The sequence below is a fragment of the Actinosynnema sp. NPDC037264 genome (assembly GCF_055603705.1).
Genome location: NZ_JBVJVK010000096.1, coordinates 1 through 21,526 on the forward strand (window position 1 = coordinate 1; position 21,526 = coordinate 21,526).

The following is a 21,526-nucleotide window of genomic DNA, read 5'->3' on the forward strand; positions in this document are numbered from 1 at the left end:
CATGCCGCCCACCACCCCCTGTCGCCGCCAACCCCCCCCCCCCCTCCCCCCCCCCCCCCCCCCCTCCGCCCCTCCCCCCCCCCCCCCCCCCCCCCCCCCCCCCCCCCCACCACGGGGTCCGCTCGGGTCAGGCCGCCGTCTCGACGCGGTGCGGCAGCGCACCGGCGATGAGGTCGGCGGCCTTCTCGGCCACCGCGATCACCGGGGCGTTGGGGTTGCCCCGGACGACCTTCGGCATCACCGAGGCGTCCACCACGCGCAGCCCGTCCACGCCCATCACCCGCAGTTCCGCGTCGACGACCTCGCCCATCGCGCACGTCGAGGACGGGTGGAAGATCGAGTGGGTGTACTGGCGGGCGAAGGCGCGCAGGTCCGCGTCGGAGTCCGAGTCGGGCACCAGGTACGGCGTGCCGGTGTAGCGCGCCAGCGCGTCCTGGCGGGCGATGTCGAGGCCGATCCGCAGCGCATCGACCGCGTTGTCCAGGTCCGCCTCCTCGGCGTAGTAGTTGTGCACGATCTTGGGCTTGGCCGTCGGGACGTCCGAGGCCAGCGTGACGCTGCCCCGGCTGACCGGGCTGAGCATCGACGGGCCGTAGGACAGCGCGTGGTGCGTCGGCGTGCCGAGGCCGCTGTCGGCGAACATGACCGGCGCGCACAGGAACTCCACGTCCGGTGCGGCGAGGTTCGCCTTGGTGCGCACGAAGCCGCCCGCCTCCGGCCCGTTCGAGGTCAGGGGTCCGGTGTGCTCGTTCGCGTAGAGCTCGAAGTTCTCCGGTGTGGCCGCGGCGAGCATGCTGATCGGGTGTTCGTGGGCGTAGATCAGCGGGATGAGCGCGTGGTCCTGCAGGTTCTGGCCGACCTGGGGCGAGTCGACCACCACGGGCACTCCCAGCGCGCTGAGCAGCGACGCGGGCCCGATGCCGGACAGCATCAGCAGTTGCGGCGAGTTGTACGCGCCGCCGGAGAGGATCACCTCGCGCTCGGCGCGGATCGTCACCTGCTCGTCGAGCCGCTCGCCGACCACGCCGGTCGCCCGGCCGTTCTCCACCAGCACCCGGTGGACCTGCAGGTTGGTCTCCACCGTGAGGTTCGGCCGCGACAGGGCCGGGTGCAGGTACGCGCTGGCCGTGCTGGCCCGGCTGCCGTCGCGCTGGGTCAGCTGGAAGTAGCCGAACCCGTCCTGGGAGTCGCCGTTGAAGTCGTCGTTCGCCGGGTGGCCCGCCTCGACGGCGGCGTCGATGAACGCCGTCGACATCGCGTTGCGCGCCCGGTTGTCCGCGACCGAGAGCGGACCGCCGACCCCGTGGTAGGGCGACGCGCCGCGCTCGTTGTCCTCGGACTTGATGAAGTACGGCAGCAGGTCGGCGTAGCTCCAGCCGGGCTGGCCCCACTCGTCGAAGTCCAGCCGGTTGCCCCTGATGTAGATCATCGTGTTGATGGAGCTCGTCCCGCCGAGCACCCTCCCGCGGGGTAAGTAGATCCGGCGGCGGTTCAGCTGTGGTTCTTCGTGGGTGCTGTAGTCCCAGTCGAGGTTAGTGCGGAGCAGCTTGCCGAAGGCGGCAGGCACCGGGATGTTCTGGGACTTGTCGGCCGGCCCGGCTTCGACCAGGCACACGGTGACATTGGGATCCTCGCTCAGCCGAGCGGCGAGGACGCATCCCGCCGAGCCGGCGCCGACGATCACGTAGTCGTACATCCACTCCTCCTTGGGTGAAAACCCAGCATGGACCAGGCCACGAGACGCCGGCGTCTCCGTAATTGCCGAAGTTGTGACCGACTTTCGACCGCGGCAGCGGGCATTTCGCAAGTCCGGAGATGCGACGGCGCGCGCAGGCGGAGGACGATGGGATCGGTGCTTGTACGGACGGAGATCCCATGGTGCCCGCGGGTTCGCCGACGGCGGTTGACGTCGTGCGGTCCGCGGGTGAGGACGTGGATCGCGGTGCGGCACGACGGCGGGCGACGGCTCGTCGGCTCCTGGAAAGCCCGCGTGGTGCGGGCACGACCTGCGGCGGTGACCAGATGACCACGAGTGCGAGTTCCTGGGGTGACGCGGCCGAGATCCTCGCCGAAGCGGGCGTGGCCGACGACCCCGACTACTACGGCGCCTTCACCAGCCCGGCGCAGAAGGCCGTCCTCACCGTGCCGCTGCGGATCCAGGCGGCCTGGGCCGCCAACGACGCCGACGCCTTCGCCGACATCTTCACCGAGAACGGCAGCGAGCTGATCGGCGACGACCAGCTGTGCGGCCGGGAGGAGATCCGCGAGTACCTGACGGCCGGTTTCGCCGGCGTGTTCAAGGGTTCGCGCGTGCGCGGCTGGGCGCTGTCGCTGGACTTCATCGCCGACGACGTCGCCCTGCTCACCACCGGCGGCGGGGTGGTGTTCGCGGGTGCCACCGACATCGCGCCGGAGCACGAGCTCCGGTCCACCTGGGTGATCCTCCGGGAGGCGCCGGGCAAGTTGCGGCTCGTCTCACACCAGAGCAGCCCCGTCAAGGGCTGACCCCCCTAGTGCAAGGAGTTCCGATGCCCACTGACGACCACCTCTCCCTCGACCGGCCGTCACCGGCACGCATGTACGACTACTTCCTGCACGGCGACAACAACTTCGAGATCGACCGGGCCGCCGCGGAGCAGGTGATCGCCAAGGTCGGGGAGCGCCTCACCCGCGACGTGGTGTGGGAGAACCGCAACTTCCTCGGCCGCGTGGTGCGCCACCTCGCCGAGGACTGCGGCATCACCCAGTTCATCGACGTCGGCGCGGGACTGCCGAGCCAGGAGAACACGCACCAGGTCGCCCGCCGTGCGGTGCCCGACGCGCGGGTCGTCTACGTGGACAACGACCCGATCGTCGCGGCCCACGGGCAGACCCTGCTGTCCGAGGAAGACCGGAAGCTCACCCGGATCATCACCGCGGACCTGCGCGACCCGCAGGCGATCCTGGACCACCCGGAGACCGCCGAGGTCATCGACTTCTCGAAGCCGGTGGCGGTCCTGCTCATCGCCGTCTTCCACTTCGTGAAGGACAGCGAGCGGCCGGGCGAGCTGGTGGCGGCCTTCCGCGACCGGATGGCGCCGGGCTCCTACCTCGCGCTGTCGCACCTGAGCACCCACGACTCGCCCGCCGAGGAACGGGCGAAGATGGAGGACAGCTACAAGAACGCCACGGCCCCGATGGTGTTCCGCGATCTCCCCGAGATCGAGAAGCTGTTCGACGGCTTCACCCTCACCGCGCCGGGCCTCGTCCCCGTCGGCCGGTGGCAGCCCGGAGTCGAGCAGGGCGAGTCCGTGCGCCGGATGTACGGCGGTGTCGCGCGCCTGTCCTAAAAGGACTGTCGTGGGGTCCGAGGGGGCACGCCCCTCGGACCCTTCGCGCCGTCCGCCACGTGCCGGGCGACCATCGTGATCGGATAGCCGTGGTGCGCCTCACCTCGCGAACGCGGCCTACTCGCCGATCCGGGCCAGGAAGTCGAGGACCCGGACGCGCATGAGCTCGGCCGGCTCCGGCTCGTACTCGGGGTAGTCCGCGTCGCCGAACATGTGCTTGCCGCCGGGGTAGACGTGCACGTCTAGCGCCGCACCAGCCCGTTCAGCCGCCGCGCGGAACCGTTCAAGATCGGTCGGACCGACCCACGGGTCCCCCTCGGTGAAGTGCAGCTGTGCCGGCACCCCGTCCGGCCACGGCCCGTCCGGCACCGGCACGCTGTTCATGAGCACCGCCGCCCGCACCCCGGGCACCAAGGTCGCCACGTCCACCGCCACCGCGGCCCCCATCGAGAAGCCCGCGACCACGATCCCCGACGGCAACCCGGCCACGGCCGCGAGCGTCCGCTCCCGCAGTCGCGCCCCCAACGCCTCGACCTTCCGCATGCCGTCGTCGATGTCGTCATACGTCTCACCGTCGAACAGGTCGGGCGTGTGCACCCGGTGTCCCGCGGCCCTCAGGTCCTCCGCCCACTGGAGGACACTGGGCCGCCGCCCGAGGACCGAGTGGAACAACACGACGTCGTGGATCATGGCGAACCCTCTGCTGTCCTAGCCGACGAGACCACTCGACCCAACCATGATCGTCGACCGGCGGACTACTCGGGCGGCTCACCGGCGTCAGCAAGACGCCACCTCCTCCGCGGACCTGCCGACCAGGCGGCGGCCGCCGCCTCGGCGGTCTCCGACCGGAGAAGTGAATCACCTGGGTTTGACGTGGGCCGATCTTGACCGGAGACCGGCCCCAACGTCCTCACCTGCACTGCTGCGCCCCCGGCAGGATTCGAACCTGCGACCTCGGGATTAGAAGTGTCTCTTTGGCGAAGCTACATGACGTCTACCAGGCATTTTGAGATGGTGCGAGGTGCCTACTGGGTCCGCGTTCCAGGAGTTCGCACCAGTTCGCACCACAACCCGCACCACGATGCGCAAGTGCTGAGTCGACGAGCGATCGCCCACCAAGGGCTTGACTGCCGTGGCTGTTGCCGACGCGCTGATTTCTGAGGGTATGTCATCGCCAGTCGATGTCGGACATCGCATGATTACGGCTTTCCTCCTCGGCGGCTCTGAAGCTTACGGCGAGCTGTGCCGATGGAAACCTCGGCGTTACGGCTAGCGAAGGTGCGTCCTTGAGCTTAGAGTGGGTTCTTTCAACCGCAGGAGCGATCGGGTCGGGTGTCTTGGCACTAGCGGAGCGGCGGGGCGTGTATATCGGTGACTGACGATAAGCGAGAACGATCCGTGAAGAATGACGTTGCATCAACAGCAGATCAAACAGAAAACGAGCCTTTGGAGGCGTTGGATCGACGGAGCTTGCGATTCACGCATCTGTCTCTTTCGAACTGGAGAAATTTCTCGCACCTCGATGTTGCTCTGCAGCAACGGATGTTCCTTGTAGGGCCTAATGCCTCTGGGAAGTCCAATTTGCTGGACAGCTTTCGCTTCTTGGCGGAGATGGTATCTGTAGGAGGTGGGTTCGAAGCGGCTATTGCACGTCGAGGTGGCGTGAAAATGATACGGTCATTGGCTGCGCGGCGCTATCCAGCCGTCACGATTCGTGCGAGTCTCGGGAATGATCAAATACCGAACGAATGGACGTACGAACTGACCTTCAAGCAAAACAATCAACGACGGCCTGAGATCGCTCGTGAAGTAGTCATGCATCGAGGTGTGACTAAGCTTGATCGGCCAAATGTTGAGGATGATAACGATCACGAGCGACTTCGGCAAACCTACCTCGAGCAAGTAAATGTTAACCGAGAATTCCGCATAATAGCCGATTTTTTTGCGAGCGTCAGGTACATGCATATCGTACCTCAATTGGTGCGAGAGCCGGATCGCTCCGTTGGGAAAAAGAACGATCCGTTCGGTGGTGACTTCCTTGAACAGATTGCGCGGACCTCGAAGAAAACACAGCAAAGCCGTCTTAAGCGGATCGTCGATGCGCTCAAGGTTGCAGTCCCTCAGTTGGAGACTCTTGCCTTGGAGCAAGACATTCGAGGTGTTCCGCACCTGCGTGGAAAGTACCGCCATTGGCGCTCACAAGGCGCATGGCAGAATGAGGAGCATTTTTCTGACGGCACCTTGAGGCTTCTCGGCCTACTGTGGTCAGTGACGGAATCGGCTGGGCCTCTACTGCTTGAGGAACCCGAGTTGTCGTTGCACCCAGAGGTTGTCCGTCACATCCCGCAGATGTTTGCGCGTGTTCAGCGTCGCAATAATCGGCAGATCTTTGTTAGTTCTCATTCTCCAGAGATCATCAACGATGAGGGCATTGGGAATGACGAAGTTCTGCTCCTGCAGCCTAAAAATGAAGGAACGACGGTGCAGTTGCTGGCTGATCATCATGATCTAAGAGGAATGCGGGAAGCGGGCCTTCCGCTGGGTGATATCTTGAAAAGTGCGACGGCTCCCGAGCGCGTGGAGCAACTCTCGTTTTTTGGGAGCTGAATGTGACGGGTGTTTCAGTCGTTGTGGAAGGGTCGTCAGACGAAGGTGCTGTTACGGCCATTCTCCGGGCTTGCGGCCTCGCGCCCGGCATAATTACAGGTAGGAGAGGAAAGGATTACATTCGCCAGAATGTAGAGAAGTACAACAAGGCGGCACGTCAAGCGCCTTGGTTCGTAGTCGTGGATCTGGATGACCCGGCAGTCTGTCCTGATAATCTAAGGAAAGAGTGGCTGCGGGCTCCTGTGGAAAATATGTTCCTTTTTCGAGTTGCCGTCGTAGAAGTCGAATCCTGGCTCCTGGCCGATAGAGAGAACTTCGCCGAATTTTTGGGAGTATCTATGGCCAAAATTCCACGCGATCCCGATACATTGCGCGATCCGAAGGAGGTTGTGATCAAGCTTGCGCGTCAGTCGCGTAAACGGGACATTAGAGAGGGGTTGGTGCCTAGGCGGGGAAGCGGTGCTTCTATAGGGCCCACCTATGCCTCCGATATTCGCAATTTTGGTGCACGCGACTGGGATCCGGTACTGGCTGCAGAATGCTCGCCAAGCCTAGCTCGATGCATGCAACGTGTACGTGAGTTGGCCGAGTTGCTCGACTCGCGACGTTAGTGCCATGATCTCAGCCAAGGACAGTATCGAGGTACTTCTGCACAGGTTCGAATAGGCCATAGGGAACGTACTGTGGCACCTGCTGCGGCGTGACCCACGCCAACTCGTCGAGTTCTTCCTCGTCAGTGATGGTTGCTTCACCATCGATGACGGTACAAGCAACATAGACCATCGTTCGTCCGGTCTTCGGATGGATACGCTCGCCGAGTATGTTCTTGGCCTCGACAGTAATCCCTGTTTCCTCCTGGGTTTCGCGCACGGCTGCATCAGTAGCGTGTTCTCCTGGTTCGACTTCGCCTGCAGGAAATTGCCATGAGAGGCTGCCTTCCGATACGCGCCGCCTAACCATCAGTACGCAGCCGTGTTGTGTGATGACTGCTGCTGCAATTGCAGGACGTGCGGGTTCGGATGCTGCGTCATTCACCGGTTAGCTCCTTAATGGCTTCCATTACAGGCGGGAAAATGCGACCGATCGGGATAAAACGAGTCAGTCGATCACTAGTGGTCCACGTGACGCTGACGTTCTCCACCACGTCCAGGTTCTGCGCATCACCGCCCAGGTAGTCGCAAAGCAGATAGTCACAGTACACGTTGGTGATGGGATGTAGTCGACTTCCCAGGTTACGAATAATCGTGCAATGTACTCCAGTCTCTGCGAGCGTTTCTCGTACAGCTACGGTCTCCGGTGATACGCCAGGTTTCACCATTCCGGCTGGAAACTGCCATGAAATACTATTATGGTCTTCATTGCGCCGCTGCACAATCAAGACCTCGTCGCCTTTTAGAACTATCGCGATTGCGACGCGAAGAGCGTGAATCGGTGCGTCAGGGCCGGTCGATTGACGTGATGCGCCAGTGTCGGTAGCCAATAGCGTTGCAAACCGAGCGCGCTCGACGTCCGTTGCAGTCTCTAGGACGCGATCGAGGATCTGCTGAACTTCAGCCCTTGGTTTGAGCGTCGGCTTCTCGTGCCAGGTAGCCACTGCTCGAGGTGAAATACCTAGCCGGGCGGCGAAGGATTCGTTTGTCTCCCGCAGCGCTGCTTGGAGCACACAGGCTGTTCGGCCGGTCCACTGGCGCACTATGTCCATTGACCTGGGCCTTCGCGGTGGCGAAGTGCACTGGAAGTGCATTGGTTGTGCAGTGGAACTGCACTGGTTGTGCATGGTTGGTGAGGGCTGCTCGGCGTTGACTTCTTGGCATGAGAAGCAGCAGCCATCAGTTCCCCTTAGCGGCTCGGTCGGTTGAGGTTCGACTCCACGAAGGCGAGCATTTTTGTCACGTTCTCGCTGAGCTGATCGACTCGGTCGCTGAGCGTCTCGACGGTGTCGAGTTGCTGGCGGATCTCGCGGAGCTGGTGCTCGATGACTGCCAGTCGGCCGGGGATGTCGTCGTCGCCGCGGGGCGTTGGTTCGCCTTGCCGCGGAGGCAGGTGACCTGCCAATACGGCGGTCAGGTGGCCTTGATGCCAGTCGAGCGCTGTCGAGAGCGCTTCGAGCGTCCGGCGGCTTCTTCGGCGCTGCGTGCTGTTGTTCTGGAGTTCGCCGACGATCGCCTTGGACACACCCGAGCGGTCAGTGAGTTCGCGCTGGCTGATGTCCAGTTCGGCCATGCGCTGGTTGATCGCTTGTGCGACCGCCGCCCAGTCCCCGGTCAAGTGCTCCTCCGCGCTCCGCCTGAAAGGCGAGCGTAGCGCGGTGCAATTCCGCTGACCTCCGAACACGCAGTGTCCAGCGGTTTTGGCCCTTGCTGTGCCTTGGCGGGATGAAATTGACCCGCGAACGCGACTGAAATTAGACGTTCGACACAAGGGGTCTTGCTGTGAGTGACAAGCCTGAGAGCGCCAAACCGGCGTTCTACACAGTCCGAGAGGCGGCGCGGATTCTGCGCGTCGCGCCTTCCACGCTCTACCGAGTGATCCGTGAGGGTGACTTCCCAGCCGTTCGGCTGCGGACGCGGTACGTGGTGCCAGCCATCGCCCTTGACCAGCTCTTGAAGCAAGCGGCTACGAGTGGGGGACTGGTCGACCCCGCTCAGATCGCTGCTCAGCGGCGAGCTACCCGCGAGTTCAACCAGAAGGTCGGGGGTGCCTCGTGGTGAACCCGGAGAACTACTTCGAGGTGATCGCGGCGGACCTTGACCGGTTCGCGGCGGTGCCGGACGAGGTGTTGTGGGAGATCGTCACGCTGGACGGCCGGTGTCTGTGGTTGGTGCCGGCCGATGAGGTGCCCGGATGGGACGGGGAGGAGTTGACCGACCGGGAGTTGGCTGCCCGGTTGTGCGCTGAGTGCCCGGTGCGACGTGCGTGCTTGGAACTGGAGCTGCGTACGGCCGGTGCTGACACGGTCGGTGTGTGGGGTGGGCTGTCCGAGGAGGAGCGGCGTGCCCTGTACCCGGTGTGGAGGGCGCGGCGTGGCCGGATGGGTGGGCCGTCGTCATGACGATCGATCTGACGGTTACGCAGGTGCTTGCCGGTGTCGGTGTGCTGTTGGCGCTGGTGATGGTGTGGCGGGCCGGCTCGCGTAGGGCCAGGGCTGCGGCGGGCACGGCGCGTGCCGGTGCCTGGTTGTTGTCGCTCACGGGTCGGGTGCTCGTGACGGCCGGCGTCATCGTGGGTGTGCAGTGGTTGGTGATCACCTACGGACGTGACTCCACGTTGCTGTGGGTGGTGCTGGGTCTGCCGGCGTTGTTCTCGGCCTACACGCTCACCAGGGCGCTGACGGTGACTGCGGTGGACGGTCCGCGTCGCAGGGGTGATCGACGGTGAGCACACCGAAGGGTGTGGGGAGGGTGGTCGCCTTCGGGCGGCCACCCGCCGCGCCGGAGGAGGACACGGCGGCGAGGCTCGCGCGGGAGGCTTCCGAGGCGGCGGAGTTGCGGGCGCACCAGGCACGGCCGGACGTGGTCGCGTTGCGGGTGGAGCGGGTGCGGGCGCAGGTGGACCGGTTGTGTTGGTCGGGGATCGTGCTCGGTCTGGGGTTCACGATGACCAACGTCCAGCACTTCGCCGCTGGTGACGCGGCGGTGTGGTCGCTGCCGTGGTTGGCCGCGTGGCTGCTCGATCCCACGGTGTCGCTCGTGCTGCTGGCGATCCTGCGGGCGGAGCAGGTGACCGCGCGGTACCGGGTGCGCACGGGGCCGTGGGTGCGGCGGGCGAAGTGGTTCACGCTCGCGGCCACCTACGTCATGAACACCTGGGCGTCCTACGCGGCCGGGTCGCTGTCGGGGATCGTGCTGCACTCGGTCCCGCCGCTGGTGGTGTTCGTCGCGGCGGAGGCCGTCACCGATCTTCGCGACAAGCTGACCGAGGCGGTGTCGGCAGCGTTCACCGAAGCCGACCAGCGCACACCGGTGACCGTTCATGAACCGAAGCCGCGCACGAGCACCAGGAGCAGGCGCACGGGCGGGCGGACGTCGTTCGGTGAGTACCTGGCGAACGCACGGGCAGCGTGGACACCAGAGACCACAGTGACACCCGCGTGGGTCCGTGAGGTCACCGGGTGCTCGCGTGGGTTGTCGTCACGTCTGGCGGCCACGCTGGCACGTGAGGTGGAGCGGGGTGAGCCGTCGTGAACGGCGAGAAGGGTTCGCTCCCGGTGCAGGCTTCACGTGGGGAGCTGGTGAACGCCGTCCTTGACGGTGAGTTCGTGAACGAACGGCGGTCGTGGGCGCGTCGGGTGGTGGAGTGGTGGCAGCGTTCACCGCGTGTGCCAGCCGTGCTGAAGTCGCGGCGGCTCGCGTTCCAGGCCGTCAAGGATCTCGTGGTGACGGTGCTGCGGTCACCGTTCCGGTTCGTCAGCGCGGTCGTGCGCGGGCTCGTGGTCGCGCTGCGGTGGTGGCGGTCGTGGGTGCGTGTCGCCGACTATCGGGAGGCTGCGGAGCGGTCGGAGAAGTTGGCGGACAAGTTCACCGACATCCGGGCACTCGGGCTGTTCCGATGGAAGGTCACCGGCGCCACCCTCGCCGCTACTGGCGTGGTGGTCGCGGTGCTCGATCTCGTCTACGGGCACCGGGTGCTGTGGACCGGTGGCGGAGTGGTCGCGGTTGGGTTGGCGGTGCTCGGTCGCCGCAAGGACGGCTCACCAGGCCGCAAACCGGTGTTGGCCGGACCACGGACGCTCACGTGGACGATGGACCCGCAGGTGCTCGTGGACGCGTTCCGTGACGCGAAGCTGATCGGCAAGGACGAGTCCCTACGGCTGGTCGAGCGCGCGACGCGGCAGGGTGACGGGTGGGCGGTCACGGTTGACCTGCCCGCGACCCGCAAGGCCGCCGACGTGGTCAAGAACCGGGAAGCGTTGGCTTCGGCGCTGGCGGTGGACGAGGTGCAGCTCATCGTGGAGCGCGTGCGTGGCAACGGTGGCCACGCGGGCAGGGTCGCGCTCTGGGTGGCCGATGAGGACCCGTACGGCTCGCCTCCGCTGCGGACGCCGTTGCTCACGGTGGAGCGGTGGGATGCGTGGCGGCCGGTGCCGTTCGGTCGCGATGCGCGGCAGCGGCGGGTGGACTTGCCGTTGGTGTGGACGTCGTTGCTCGTGGGTGCGATTCCTAGGCAGGGCAAGACGTTCGCGACGCGGTTGGCAGCCGCGGGGCTGATCCTGGACCCTCACACACGGCTCTACGTGGCCGACTTCAAGGCCGGTAAGGACTGGTACGCGGCAGCGCGGGTCGCGCACCGGTTCATGGCCGGCGACGAGCCCGCGCACGTCCTGGCGCTCGTGGACTGGCTCGTGGAACTCGTTGCGGAGGTGCAGGGTCGCTACCGGCGGATGCAGGACCTGGACGACGAGATATGCCCGGAATCGAAGATCACGCCCGCCATGTCCCGTGACCCGGGTCTCGGGATGCCGGTGACTGCGATCTTCATCGACGAAGTCCAGATCCCGTTGGAGGACCGGACACCGTTGGAGGTGCAGGAGAAGAAGCTGACCGCAGGTGAGTACGTGGGTGAGCTGCTGACATGGCTCGCGCGCAAGGGGCCGGCCGCCGGGATCGTGCTCGTGTTGGCGACCCAGCGACCGGACAGCAAGACCATCCCGAGCAACCTGCGTGCGGTTCTCGGGTCACGGTTCGCGCTGCGGGTCATGGACTGGCGTGACAGCAATATCGTGTTGGGCGAGCAGATGAACACACGCGGCTACGACAGCAGTCGGCTACTGGCCACGCACAAGGGCGTGGGCATCCTCCGACCGGATGGAGAGACCACCGCAGGAGCCGACGTACTCGCCACCACCGTCCGCACCTACTACATGCCCAACGAAGACTGGCGCGCGATCTGCGCCCGTGGACGCGCGCTCCGGGAGACAGAGGGAACGCTGACCGGCCACGCGGACGGACAGGACAACCGGCCCATGCTCGACCACGCCGCAGTGGCCAAAGCAGTCGGGACGATCGCCGAACGCACCGCAGAAGTGGAGGTGCCCGAACCACTGGCGTCCGTTGTGGACTACCTGAGCGACGACCTCCAGCCCGGTGGACGGAACTTCGTGCCCACAGCGGAACTCGTGACCGCGTTGGACGTCGAACCGACCGCGTTCGGTCTGCGCATGGGCGAGTTCGGGTGCCGATCGACCCGCGACCGCATCGTCACCGACGACGGTGTTCGGCAGGTACGCGGCTACCTCGTCGCCGACATCCGCGCCGCACTCACCGCCGTCCGAGACGGCTCGATCGTGGAGGGAGAGGTGATCGAGGATGACCACTGACCCGTCACCGAACCCGTCCCACACCGGTGACCCCGTCCCACCGGCTGTGACGCGCTCTGGACAGGCCCTCACCAGCGCAAACAAGCTCTTGTGACGAGTGGGACATGGGACGGGGAACCCGTCCCAGACACGCGAAACGGCCGTGTGCGGCCCATCCTGGTGAATGGTTCGCACACGGCCGTCCCGTCCCACAGGTGCCGGGGGAGGCGTCCGGCACCCCATGCCCAACCGTCAGGGCGCGGTCAACGACGGTTGGAAGACGCCAACGCCAACAGGTCCGCCAACTCCGAACCGCTCAACAGCCCGTCACACTCCGCCGGCGGCACCAGCCACCGCACCTCGTACCCCTCCACCACAGCGGGCGGCAGCGGCAGCATCGCGCCCGAAGGGAAGACCAACTTCTCGTCCAACCCCTCCGCCGACGACACCACGAACACCGCCGACTCGATCATCAGACCCAGAGTCGGCACCGGCAGCATCACCACCGGCGTCGGTGCCACCCGGAACGGCTCCGACTCGACCACCCGCCGCGCCGGCTCAGGCTCCACCACCACAGCGGTCATCAGCGCCCCGAGCACCGCCAACGCCGACCGCGTGACGTCCTCCTCCAGCACCGGCCACAGCCGCCGAACCTCCGCCGGGTTCAGCGTCGCCATGGCCGGAGACGACAGAGCCAACGCCTCACAATCGGTGCTCGTCACGGGATCGACGTAGGTGTCATCGATCCACAACGCACCGGGAACCACCGGCCACCCACGCCCGACGCACTCCAGCGCGGTCTCCAGCCCGTTACTCCCCATCCCTGCCCCCGACCCAGAAGATCCGGGGAACCGCACGCCCACCGGCCCGGTAGAACATCAGCGCGCTCTCCGCCGACTGGAGACCCATCCGCGTCCCACCGTGAACGCTGATCACCTCCACACCCGCTGTGGTGGTCATCCCCCACGCCACAATCTGCAAGTCCTCCGGAGGCCCGAACGTCTCCTGCACCACCGCGAACACACGCGGAGCCTGATCGTCCACCAACTCCTGAACCTCACCGACGATCTTCGGATCATCGAACAGCGAGACGGTCTTCCCGTTGTGTTCGTCATCCACCAGCGTCACCGTCATGGCTTCCTTCCCCTTGCTCATCGTGGATCTGACCAGCCACTTCGTTGCCTGGGTGCTCTGTCGGCTCAGCCGGACGTACGGCGTCGATAGGTAGGAGGCGTTGACGGGCACGGTCTTGAAGTGCCTTGCCCAGGGACACCATCCGATCGCCGAGCACCGCTTCACGGTCTGGTGGGAACACCGCGTCCGGCCACCTGTCGTCCGCCCCTATCGAGGCGAAGATGTAGGACGCCATCTCGGTGTTCACCCACGTCAGATCCGCCATGAACGTTCGCGGGTCGAGGGTCATGACCCTCCCCGTAGCCACTCTAGGAACGCCGCCGTGAGGCAGGCGATTGCGATCACTGTGAGGGCTATTCCCCATAGCTCCATCGCGGCGGCTCACGCTCCGCCGACCTCGTTGTCCGTCTGTGCCACGTCATCCCCTTGCTTTGAAGTCCGGTGTCGGCTCACGGAGGTGTCAGAGCCGTCACCGGCCGGCGCGGGAAGCCACCGTTAGGCGGCTTGTGTCAGAATGAAATCAAGTCTGATATTGACCCGTGGGTCGAGAACATGACCTGCGCACGACACGGTGACGACACGCGTGGCGCACGAGATGGCGGGGAGGCTTGGCCATGCCGGTGACCGGTTCGCAGAGCCGCACGGTCCTGGAGCAGCAGATCAGGGCGCGAAGGATGACCTTCGAGGAGTTCGCCGAGTACGCCGAGACGTTCGCGAGGCAGCATGGTGAGGTCGGAACGCTCAGCACACGCCACCTTCAGCGGCTCGCTGCCGGCACGCGCAAAGACGGCCGACCGGTTCGCGTCCTGCCGTCCACGGCCCGACTCCTCGAAGCGATCTTCCGCACGAGCATCGAAGACTTGCTCAGTCGGCCAGACCTTCGCCGTTCCCAACGCGATAGTCAACCGCTTCGGGTTGTCATTGCTGTCGTCGTCAAAGGTTCTGAGGTGCTCTTGGTTCGCAGGCGAAGCGAGCAGGCTGATCGGGCGTGGCAGTTCCCGGCTGGAATGGTGAAGCCAGGTGCTACGCCGGAGGTCGTGGCGGTGCGCGAAACGCTGGGCGAAACCGGTGTTCATTGCGCCGTACGTGATGAACTAGGCAGCCGACTTCACCCGATCACCAACGTACTTTGCGACTACGTTCTCTGTGACTACGTGGCGGGTAATGCGGAGAACGCGGACGAGTTTGAGAACGCAGACGTCAGGTGGGTAGGGCGTGACGAGTTGGAGCGGCTGATCCCTGCCGGTCAAATCTACCGGCCAGTGCTCGACGCGCTCGAACTATCTGCGGTATGACTTACCTTGCTTTCCGGTCGGCGTGTAGTTCCACGACTTCGGCGGAGTGATCGGGAGTCGGCTTGGTCGGGTCGAGCACGACCGCTCGCTTGCCGCGACTCGCCGAAACCAGACCATCAGCCTTCAACTCGGCAACTGCTCGGTTCGCGGTACCCACTGAAACGCCGTAGCGGGCCTTTAGTTCGACAACGGTGGGGAGCATGTCGCCGGGACGGAGCGCACCGCAGGCGATAGCACCGCGAAGGTCCGCTGCGATCTTCTGGTACGGTCCGGTGATTTTCGGCTCAAGCCGCGTGACGGTACGGCCGCTCTCGTCCACGACGATGGGCGCGGCGGGCATCCGACCAGACAGCGTGCCTGCGGCCCGCTGATCGGCCTCTGAGAGCCACGCCGTGTAGACACGCAGGGTCGTGGCACCACCACCGCCGTGTCCGAGGCGACCGGCCACGGTGCGCGGGTCCACGCCGGCGCTGATCAGCTCCGTCGCGCTGTAGTGGCGCAACTCGTGGAGGTGGCTGTCGATGTGGAGTCGCTTGCACATGCGCGAGTACCGCTGGGAAACGGAGTCCGGCTTCAGATGTGCGCTGTGGTCCATCGAGGTCGAGAACAGGTAGCCCTTCGGGTTGACTTTCCGACCCATCTCCGCAGCGAGGCTTTCGCACCGCTGTAGGTAGATGCGCAGAAGACTCACCGTGGTCTCGTCCAGCGCGATCCGGCGTTGCTGGTGATCCTTGGTGTCCTTCTCCCAAGTGTCCGCGCCCTCTTGGCCGATGCTGGTTTTGACTTCCAGCAGCGCTTTGTCCAAGTGGAGCTGATTCAGTCGAAGGCCGCAGAGTTCACCGCGACGAGCACCCGTGGTCATGGCCAACCAGACCAGCATTCCCCACGGGAGGTCTTGGAACGCATCGTTGACGATGACGGCGGCTTGCTCAGGGGAAGGCGGGTTCGGCTTCGCTTTGGGGGCAGCCGGTTGCTTGGCTTGATCGAGCGGGTTGACGGAGATCCACCTCCACCGCATGGCCATCGCGAGAGCACCGCTCAAGCAGGCGTGGACTTTGCGGATGGTCGAGGCGGACAAGCCCTTGCACTCGTGGGGCTTGCACTTGTCAGTGCACTCGTGGTCGCCCTTCTTGCGGTGCTCGATGAACTTGCCCTTGCCGCCGCAGTGGGCCGAACACTGCTTGAGGATCGAGTAGAACGACTCGATCGTCTCGCCGTCGAGCTTGGCGACCTGCAACCCGCCGAGCAGTGGCCGGATGTGGTTGCGGATCAACCGCTGGTAGCCGATGAGGGTGCTCTTGTCGACGTTCAGGCCGTCGAGGTACCGGCCCATGAGCGTGTCGACGTTCACCTTCGTGCGCGGGTTGCGCTGCTCGTCCACCTGGTTGAGCAGGCGTGTGAGCACCTTCTCGGCCTCGCGCTCGGCGTTCGGGGTGCCGTGGGGGACGAGTTCCTTGAGGTAGTTGCGCTGACCCGTCAACTGGTCCACACCTGCGTAGACGCTGACGCGCAGCGATCCGCTGGGCAGCGTCTCGATCTGGCCGCGCTTGCGGCGCTCAGAGCGTGTCTTGGAGGCCGTCATGGTGCGAGTCTACGACCGCTCGCACCACATGCGGCACCACGGAACGTCACTAAGATCAACTGAGTTCCTAGCCCCTGACCTGTCCATGCAGGTCAGGGGCTTGACGATCCAGCGCCCCCGGCAGGATTCGAACCTGCGACCTCGGGATTAGAAGTCCCTCGCTCTCTCCACTGAGCTACGGAGGCTGGAGGGGCTGTTGACCACGCGCTGTAGCAGCGTAGCCGCCCCACCGGACACATCGTCCGGAAGACTCGTCGCGTTTCCTTCCAGGCGCGGGAAGGTGATTAAGATGGCCAAAAAGTGATGTGGATCACTTCGGCGGGGCCGTCGAGTCGCGCGGAACGAGGGAAACCGGCAGTCTTGTCGGCTCGCCTGGTCTGCCGCCGTCGAGCAGTCGCAGGGCCAGTTCACCCGCGTGCCTGCCCTTGTCAGCCAGGGGTTGACGCACCGTAGTCAACGGTGGGTCTGCGTGTTCGGCGGCGGGCACGTCGTCGAAGCCCACGACCGACACGTCGGCCGGCACGCGCAGGCCCAGGTCGCGCACCGCCTGGAGCGCGCCGAACGCCAGCTCGTCCGAAGCGCACAGCAACGCGGTCGGCCGCGGTGAGGTCGAGAGCAGGGCACGGGCGCCCGCACGGCCCAGTTCGCGGTTGCTCCGGGTGCACTCCCAGACCGGGGTGTCCGCACCCGTCACGTCGAGGTACCCGTGCAACCGGTCCCGAGTCACCCGGAACGACGTCGAAGCCAGCCGCGCGGGCGTCACCGGGCCGCTGTGCCCGTCCGGGTGCAGCGCGAACGTCACCACGCCGAACCTCCGGTGCCCCGCCTCCCACAGCGACGACGCCGCCAGCCGCGCCCCGCCGAAGTCGTCCACCTCGACCCGCGCGGTGTCCGGCAGCACGGGCTGGTCGATCACCACCAACGGCAGCCCTCGCGCCCGCACCGCCGCCAACGCGGGCGCGTCGTCGGGCAGCGAGTAGGCCACCACGACGTCCGCCTGAGCCCGCGTCACGGTCTCCGGTCGCGGTCCGCCCTTGTCCCGCCCCGGCATCAGCACCAGGCAGTGGTCGTGTCCGTCCACGGTCGAAGCCAGTCCGTCCAGCACGATCGACAGCGCCGCGTCGGCGAACGACGCCGACAGTCCCTGCCCCAGCATGAACCCGACGGCCGCGCTGTGCCGGGTCGCGAGGCTGCGCGCCACCGGATCCGGTCCCGCGTACCCGATGGACGCCGCCGTCTCCAGGATCCGCTCGCGCAACGCGGCGGACAGCTGGTCCGGCCGGTTGTAGGCGTTCGACACCGTGGCGCGCGACACGCCGACCACGCCGGCCACCGTGTCGAGCGTCGGCTTCCGAGGGCGGTCCACGTGATGAGCGTAACCAGGTAATCGGTTGGACGTTCTGAAGCGCTCTAGTTCACACTCGGACGCATGCCCACACCACGCGTCGCCGTCTTCGCGGTGTTCCTGTTCAACGGGGCGCTGTTCCTGTCCTGGGCCGCACGCATGCCCGCGTTGGCGGCGCAGGTGGGCGCCACCGAGGCCACGCTCGGCCTCGCGCTGGTCGGCGCGAGCATCGGCCTGGCGCTGACGGCGCCGTTCGCGGCCAGGATCTGCGCACGGGTGGGCGCGCGGAAGCTGATCCTCGCCGGCGCGGCGGTCACGGTCGTGGCCGTGCCCTCCCTCACGCTGACCGAGACGCCTTTCCAGTTGGGCCTGGTCCTGTTCGTGCTCGGCTCGTGCGGCGCGTCGCTGGACGTCGGCATGAACGTCGCCGCCGTGGCCGTCACCCGGAGCCTGGACCGGCCGCTGATGCCGCAGTTCCACGCGGGCTTCAGCGTCGGCGGCCTGGTGGGCTCGCTGGGCGCGGCCGCCGCGGCGGCCGTCGGCTGGGGCCTGCCCCGGCACCTGGTCGTCGTGGCGGTGATCGGCGCGGTCGCGATGGCGTGGGTGATCAGGTCCGTGCCGGACACGACCGCGGAGGCGTCCGGCGAGACCGCCGGCACGGCCGAGGGCGACCGCCCGGTCCTCAAGCGACCGCTGCTGTGGCTGCTCGCGACGATCACCCTGTTCTCCGCCATCGCCGAGGGCGCGGCGTCGGACTGGTCGGCGCTGTTCTTCGTCAACGAACGGGGTGTGAGCGAGGCCGCCGCCGCTGCCGCGTACGCCGGGTTCTCCGTCGCCATGGCCACCGCCCGCCTGTTCGGCGAGCCCGCGCAACGCCGGGTCGGCCCGTACCGGCTGCTCGCGGCGGGCGCGGTGGTCGCGGCGGCGGGGTTGGCGCTGGCCGTGCTGGTGGTGTCGCCCGCGGTCGGTTACGTGGGGTTCGCCCTCGTGGGCCTTGGCCTCGCGTTCGCGTTCCCGGTGATCATGGACCTGGCCGGTGACGCGGGCAGGCGCGCCGACGGCACGGGCGGTGAGCGCGAGATCGGCCTGGTCACGACGGTCGCCTACACCGGTTTCCTGCTCGGACCGCCCGTCGTCGGCGGTATCGCGCACGCCAGCAACCTGTCGATCTCGCTGGGTTTCGTGGCGTTCGTGATCGCGCTGATGGTGCCCGCCGTGGCGCTGGCGCGCCGGTCGCGCGCCCGTGAGCTCAGGCGATCGGAAGCCGGTTCAACGCGGCCTTGAGCAGCGGCTGCATCCCGGCCAGCATCTGCTCGGGCACGCCGCCCGCCTGCGCCATCGCCACCAGGACGCTGCGGTTGGCGTTCACCGCCAGGGTCGCGGTGCACGCCATCTCACCGCCGCTCAGCTCGCACAGCGTCCACGTGGAGTGCCCCTCCACGACCACCTCGCGGCCCTTGGACTGCCGCGTCCGCACCTGCTCGTACTTCTGGTAGAGCGCGGCGACCACGGTCCGCCCGGCCTGCGAGCCGTCGTCGAGCACGTACTGGCACGACTCCTGGATCACGTCGTCCTTGCGCGCCGGGTCCTTCTTGTACGGCCCGATGGACTTCAGGTCGGCCGCGGTGAGCAGCGAGCACGGCTCGACGCCGACGACCGTGCGCGGCTTGGCGATCTTGGGGCCGTCCGCGGGTTCGGCCGACGTCGTGGGTGTGACCCCGGCCTGGGGCAACGCGTCCCCGTTGACGGAGTAGCTGCACCCCGCCGACAGGAGCAAGGCGAGGGCCATCACGAGCGCCGTGCGAGAACTGGTCACGTCCGGCAACGGTAGTGGGTGTGATCTGCGCACGTCCGGCGGTTGGTGGTGGTGCGGTCGCGCCGCCTACGCTCGTCACGTGCCCACTGACGCGCCTTCCCGCACCCGGCGGACCGGTCTCATCCCGTTGTTGATCGTCGGCACGACGATAGCCGCGGTGGTCGCGGCGGCGCTGCTCGTCCTCACCGGGGGTGACGCGTCCGGGTTGATCGTGGTGCGCGTGCTGACCGAGGCGGCCGCCGTGGTGACCGTCGGGTCGCTGCTGCTGGCGGCGTTCCTGGTGCCACCGCAGGAGAGCGGCACGCTGGCCGCCGACGGTTACGCCGCCGTGCGCACGGCGGGCTGGGCGGCGTTGGTGTGGACGTTGGGCGCGGTGCTGTCGGTGCCGTTCACGGTGGCCGACGCGTTGGGGCAGCCGGTGACGGCGCTGCTGGAGCCGTCGGTGCTGTTCCAGGTGGCCGGGCTGGTGGAGCAGTCGAAGGCCTGGATGATCACGGCGGTGATCGTGGCGCTGCTGGCGCTGGGCTGCCGGTTGGTGCTGTCGTGGGGCTGGACCGTGCCGCTGTTCTTCCTGTCGGTGTTCGCCCTGATCCCGGTGGCCGTGACGGGGCACTCGTCCGGCGGCGGCTCGCACGACGTGGCCACGAACAGCCTGCTGTACCACCTGATCGGGGCGGCGTTGTGGGTCGGCGGCCTGATCGCGCTGCTGGCGCACGGCCGGCGGGGCGGCGACCACCTCGGGACGGCGACGACGCGGTTCTCCAGGCTGGCGCTGGTCTGCTGGCTCGTGATGGCGGTGTCCGGCGTGGTCAACGCGTGGGTGCGGCTGCCGTTGAGCCAGCTGTTCGGCAGCGAGTACGGCCTGCTGGTGCTCGGCAAGACGCTCGCGCTGGTCGTCCTGGGTGTCGTGGGGTACTTCCAGCGCGAGAAGAGCGTGAAGGAAGTCGTGGCCACGGGCGCCGGGCGTTCGCTGGTGAAGCTCGCGGGCATCGAAGTGCTCTTGATGTTCCTCACCCTCGGCCTGGCCGCCGCGCTGAGCCGGACGCCCCCGCCGATGGAGGGCCGCGCGCTGCCCAGCACCGTGGAGCTGCGCATCGGCTACGACCTGGCCGGCGCGCCGACGTGGTCGCGGCTGCTGTTCGACTGGCGGTTCGACCTGGTCTTCGGCGCGATCTTCATCGCCCTCGGCGTGCTGTACCTGCTCGGGGTGCGGCGGCTGCGCAAGCGCGGTGACGCGTGGCCGGTCGGTCGCACGGTCGCGTGGGTCGCGGGCTGCCTGACCGTGGTGTTCGCCACGTCGTCGGGCGTGGGCCGGTACGCGCCCGCGATGTTCAGCATCCACATGGAAGCGCACATGCTGCTGTCCATGCTGGCGCCGATCCTGCTCGTGCTCGGCGGTCCGGTGACGTTGGCGATGCGGGCGCTGCCGACGGCGGGCAAGGGCAACCCGCCGGGGCCGCGGGAGTGGCTGCTGGCGTTCGTGCACTCGCCGGTGGCGAAGGTGCTGACGAACCCGTTCGTGGCGTTGGCGCTGTTCGTCGGCTCGTTCTACGGCTTGTACTTCTCCGGGCTGTTCGACGCCGCGCTGGACTACCACTGGGCGCACCTGGCGATGAACGCCCACTTCATCCTGGTCGGCTACGTCTTCTACTGGCCGGTGATCGGCATCGACCCGGCGCCGAACCGGCTGCCGCCGCTGGGACGGCTGGGCCTGCTGTTCGCCTCGATCCCGTTCCACGCGTTCTTCGGCATCGTGCTGATGAGCTCGCAGACCGTGATCGGCGACAACTTCTACCGGTCGTTGGGCCTGCCGTGGGTGACGTCGCAGCTGGAGGACCAGCGGCTGGGCGGCGGCATCGCGTGGGCGGCCGGCGAGCTGCCGCTGATCGTGGTGATGGTGGCGTTGCTGGTGCAGTGGGCCAGGTCGGACAGCCGCGACGCCCGCCGGGCGGACCGGCGGGCGGACGCGGACGGTGACGCGGACCTGGCCGCGTACAACGCGATGCTGCGCAAGATGTCGGGGAAGGACTAGTAGTGCTTTGTTAGGTTTCGGCGTGTCGGGGGGGCACCGGGGCGGGCTGGGCGGTTTCATGTCCCGGTGACCCCTGATGAGCTTGCTCATG

At 66.7% G+C, this 21,526-nt stretch carries 21 protein-coding genes, 1 tRNA gene and 1 pseudogene; 12 read left to right on the forward strand and 11 right to left on the reverse strand.

The annotated features are described in order from the left end of the window. Positions 1 to 127 precede the first annotated feature (127 nt). Entirely contained in the window at positions 128 to 1,696 is a 1,569-nt protein-coding gene (locus ACZ7GX_RS43460; protein ID WP_498786369.1) for a GMC family oxidoreductase, read from the reverse strand. 326 nt (positions 1,697 to 2,022) lie between these two features. Here ACZ7GX_RS43460 and ACZ7GX_RS43465 point away from each other — a divergent pair, with 326 nt between their 5' ends. Both ACZ7GX_RS43465 and ACZ7GX_RS43470 read left to right on the forward strand, forming a co-directional pair. Further along, on the forward strand, positions 2,023 to 2,505 hold the full coding sequence (locus ACZ7GX_RS43465) for an SgcJ/EcaC family oxidoreductase (RefSeq protein WP_498786371.1): 483 nt from the start codon (positions 2,023 to 2,025) through the stop codon (positions 2,503 to 2,505). Between the two features lie 23 nt (positions 2,506 to 2,528). Next, a complete protein-coding gene (locus tag ACZ7GX_RS43470; protein WP_498786373.1) occupies positions 2,529 to 3,329 on the forward strand; it encodes an SAM-dependent methyltransferase in 801 nt (266 codons plus the stop codon). Between the two features lie 117 nt (positions 3,330 to 3,446). On the opposite strand, the gene ACZ7GX_RS43475 is transcribed toward ACZ7GX_RS43470, so the two are convergent. Further along, positions 3,447 to 4,019, reverse strand: a complete 573-nt coding sequence (locus tag ACZ7GX_RS43475) for a dienelactone hydrolase family protein (RefSeq protein WP_498786375.1) — start codon at positions 4,017 to 4,019, stop codon at positions 3,447 to 3,449. A gap of 708 nt (positions 4,020 to 4,727) precedes the next feature. On the opposite strand from ACZ7GX_RS43475, the gene ACZ7GX_RS43480 reads away from it, so the two are divergent. Both ACZ7GX_RS43480 and ACZ7GX_RS43485 read left to right on the forward strand, forming a co-directional pair. Further along, positions 4,728 to 5,936, forward strand: coding sequence for an AAA family ATPase (locus ACZ7GX_RS43480; protein WP_498786377.1), 1,209 nt, complete (start codon positions 4,728 to 4,730; stop codon positions 5,934 to 5,936). 179 nt (positions 5,937 to 6,115) lie between these two features. Continuing rightward, on the forward strand, positions 6,116 to 6,547 hold the full coding sequence (locus ACZ7GX_RS43485) for a hypothetical protein (RefSeq protein ID WP_498786379.1): 432 nt from the start codon (positions 6,116 to 6,118) through the stop codon (positions 6,545 to 6,547). 10 nt (positions 6,548 to 6,557) lie between these two features. On the opposite strand, the gene ACZ7GX_RS43490 is transcribed toward ACZ7GX_RS43485, so the two are convergent. From ACZ7GX_RS43490 to ACZ7GX_RS43500, 3 genes are all read right to left on the reverse strand, one after another. After that, entirely contained in the window at positions 6,558 to 6,971 is a 414-nt protein-coding gene (locus ACZ7GX_RS43490; RefSeq protein WP_498786381.1) for an NUDIX hydrolase, read from the reverse strand. Next, the gene (locus ACZ7GX_RS43495; protein ID WP_498786383.1) at positions 6,964 to 7,530 is read right to left on the reverse strand and encodes an NUDIX hydrolase; all 567 of its coding nucleotides are present in this window, start codon (positions 7,528 to 7,530) and stop codon (positions 6,964 to 6,966) included. Before ACZ7GX_RS43495 ends, ACZ7GX_RS43490 begins: the two co-directional genes overlap by 8 nt. A gap of 245 nt (positions 7,531 to 7,775) precedes the next feature. Then, positions 7,776 to 8,204 (reverse strand): helix-turn-helix domain-containing protein, encoded by a 429-nt coding sequence (locus tag ACZ7GX_RS43500; protein ID WP_498786385.1) that lies wholly within the window; start codon positions 8,202 to 8,204, stop codon positions 7,776 to 7,778. A gap of 164 nt (positions 8,205 to 8,368) precedes the next feature. Between ACZ7GX_RS43500 and ACZ7GX_RS43505 the strand changes: the two genes are divergently transcribed. The 5 genes from ACZ7GX_RS43505 to ACZ7GX_RS43525 are packed head-to-tail and all read left to right on the forward strand — an operon-like array spanning position 8,369 to position 12,252. Next, the gene (locus ACZ7GX_RS43505; RefSeq protein WP_498786387.1) at positions 8,369 to 8,647 is read left to right on the forward strand and encodes a helix-turn-helix domain-containing protein; all 279 of its coding nucleotides are present in this window, start codon (positions 8,369 to 8,371) and stop codon (positions 8,645 to 8,647) included. Beyond that, the gene (locus tag ACZ7GX_RS43510; protein WP_498786389.1) at positions 8,644 to 8,988 is read left to right on the forward strand and encodes a WhiB family transcriptional regulator; all 345 of its coding nucleotides are present in this window, start codon (positions 8,644 to 8,646) and stop codon (positions 8,986 to 8,988) included. The genes ACZ7GX_RS43505 and ACZ7GX_RS43510 overlap by 4 nt, the downstream gene beginning before the upstream one ends. Further along, the gene (locus ACZ7GX_RS43515) at positions 8,985 to 9,314 is read left to right on the forward strand and encodes a hypothetical protein (protein ID WP_498786391.1); all 330 of its coding nucleotides are present in this window, start codon (positions 8,985 to 8,987) and stop codon (positions 9,312 to 9,314) included. Before ACZ7GX_RS43510 ends, ACZ7GX_RS43515 begins: the two co-directional genes overlap by 4 nt. Before the next feature lie 14 nt (positions 9,315 to 9,328). Beyond that, the gene (locus ACZ7GX_RS43520) at positions 9,329 to 10,120 is read left to right on the forward strand and encodes a hypothetical protein (RefSeq protein WP_498786409.1); all 792 of its coding nucleotides are present in this window, start codon (positions 9,329 to 9,331) and stop codon (positions 10,118 to 10,120) included. Further along, entirely contained in the window at positions 10,117 to 12,252 is a 2,136-nt protein-coding gene (locus tag ACZ7GX_RS43525) for a cell division protein FtsK (RefSeq protein WP_498786393.1), read from the forward strand. The genes ACZ7GX_RS43520 and ACZ7GX_RS43525 overlap by 4 nt, the downstream gene beginning before the upstream one ends. A 242-nt stretch (positions 12,253 to 12,494) precedes the next feature. Here the strand turns inward: ACZ7GX_RS43525 and ACZ7GX_RS43530 are convergent, their stop codons facing one another. Both ACZ7GX_RS43530 and ACZ7GX_RS43535 read right to left on the reverse strand, forming a co-directional pair. Next, positions 12,495 to 12,908 (reverse strand): hypothetical protein, encoded by a 414-nt coding sequence (locus ACZ7GX_RS43530; protein ID WP_498786395.1) that lies wholly within the window; start codon positions 12,906 to 12,908, stop codon positions 12,495 to 12,497. A gap of 133 nt (positions 12,909 to 13,041) precedes the next feature. Further along, positions 13,042 to 13,476, reverse strand: coding sequence for a hypothetical protein (locus tag ACZ7GX_RS43535; protein WP_498786397.1), 435 nt, complete (start codon positions 13,474 to 13,476; stop codon positions 13,042 to 13,044). A 503-nt stretch (positions 13,477 to 13,979) separates the two neighbouring features. On the opposite strand from ACZ7GX_RS43535, the gene ACZ7GX_RS43540 reads away from it, so the two are divergent. Beyond that, entirely contained in the window at positions 13,980 to 14,660 is a 681-nt protein-coding gene (locus tag ACZ7GX_RS43540; protein WP_498786399.1) for an NUDIX hydrolase, read from the forward strand. Position 14,661: 1 nt separating this feature from the next. Here ACZ7GX_RS43540 and ACZ7GX_RS43545 read toward each other — a convergent pair whose 3' ends face one another. From ACZ7GX_RS43545 to ACZ7GX_RS43555, 3 genes are all read right to left on the reverse strand, one after another. Then, on the reverse strand, positions 14,662 to 16,242 hold the full coding sequence (locus tag ACZ7GX_RS43545) for a tyrosine-type recombinase/integrase (protein WP_498786401.1): 1,581 nt from the start codon (positions 16,240 to 16,242) through the stop codon (positions 14,662 to 14,664). Between the two features lie 112 nt (positions 16,243 to 16,354). Then, positions 16,355 to 16,427 (reverse strand) — tRNA-Arg (locus tag ACZ7GX_RS43550). 125 nt (positions 16,428 to 16,552) lie between these two features. Then, a complete protein-coding gene (locus ACZ7GX_RS43555) occupies positions 16,553 to 17,608 on the reverse strand; it encodes a LacI family DNA-binding transcriptional regulator (RefSeq protein ID WP_498786403.1) in 1,056 nt (351 codons plus the stop codon). A gap of 138 nt (positions 17,609 to 17,746) precedes the next feature. Here ACZ7GX_RS43555 and ACZ7GX_RS43560 point away from each other — a divergent pair. Beyond that, a pseudogene (locus tag ACZ7GX_RS43560) lies at positions 17,747 to 18,574 on the forward strand (MFS transporter); the annotation flags it as partial. Between the two features lie 262 nt (positions 18,575 to 18,836). On the opposite strand, the gene ACZ7GX_RS43565 reads toward ACZ7GX_RS43560, so the two are convergent. Beyond that, a complete protein-coding gene (locus ACZ7GX_RS43565; protein WP_498786405.1) occupies positions 18,837 to 19,403 on the reverse strand; it encodes a DUF3558 family protein in 567 nt (188 codons plus the stop codon). Positions 19,404 to 19,482: 79 nt separating this feature from the next. On the opposite strand from ACZ7GX_RS43565, the gene ACZ7GX_RS43570 reads away from it, so the two are divergent. Next, positions 19,483 to 21,435 carry a bifunctional copper resistance protein CopD/cytochrome c oxidase assembly protein gene (locus ACZ7GX_RS43570; protein WP_498786407.1) on the forward strand — a complete coding sequence of 651 codons (1,953 nt, stop codon included), beginning with the start codon at positions 19,483 to 19,485 and terminating at the stop codon, positions 21,433 to 21,435. The last annotated feature ends 91 nt before the right edge of the window (positions 21,436 to 21,526 follow it).

What these genes read in the sequence shown, in the direction of transcription:
- ACZ7GX_RS43475 (WP_498786375.1), bottom strand. Translation starts at nt 4,019, where the DNA reads ATGATCCACGACGTCGTGTTGTTCCACTCGGTCCTCGGGCGGCGGCCC.
- ACZ7GX_RS43545 (WP_498786401.1), bottom strand. Translation starts at nt 16,242, where the DNA reads ATGACGGCCTCCAAGACACGCTCTGAGCGCCGCAAGCGCGGCCAGATC.
- ACZ7GX_RS43460 (WP_498786369.1), bottom strand. Translation starts at nt 1,696, where the DNA reads ATGTACGACTACGTGATCGTCGGCGCCGGCTCGGCGGGATGCGTCCTC.
- ACZ7GX_RS43465 (WP_498786371.1), top strand. Translation starts at nt 2,023, where the DNA reads ATGACCACGAGTGCGAGTTCCTGGGGTGACGCGGCCGAGATCCTCGCC.
- ACZ7GX_RS43470 (WP_498786373.1), top strand. Translation starts at nt 2,529, where the DNA reads ATGCCCACTGACGACCACCTCTCCCTCGACCGGCCGTCACCGGCACGC.
- ACZ7GX_RS43530 (WP_498786395.1), bottom strand. Translation starts at nt 12,908, where the DNA reads ATGGCGACGCTGAACCCGGCGGAGGTTCGGCGGCTGTGGCCGGTGCTG.
- ACZ7GX_RS43540 (WP_498786399.1), top strand. Translation starts at nt 13,980, where the DNA reads ATGCCGGTGACCGGTTCGCAGAGCCGCACGGTCCTGGAGCAGCAGATC.
- ACZ7GX_RS43515 (WP_498786391.1), top strand. Translation starts at nt 8,985, where the DNA reads ATGACGATCGATCTGACGGTTACGCAGGTGCTTGCCGGTGTCGGTGTG.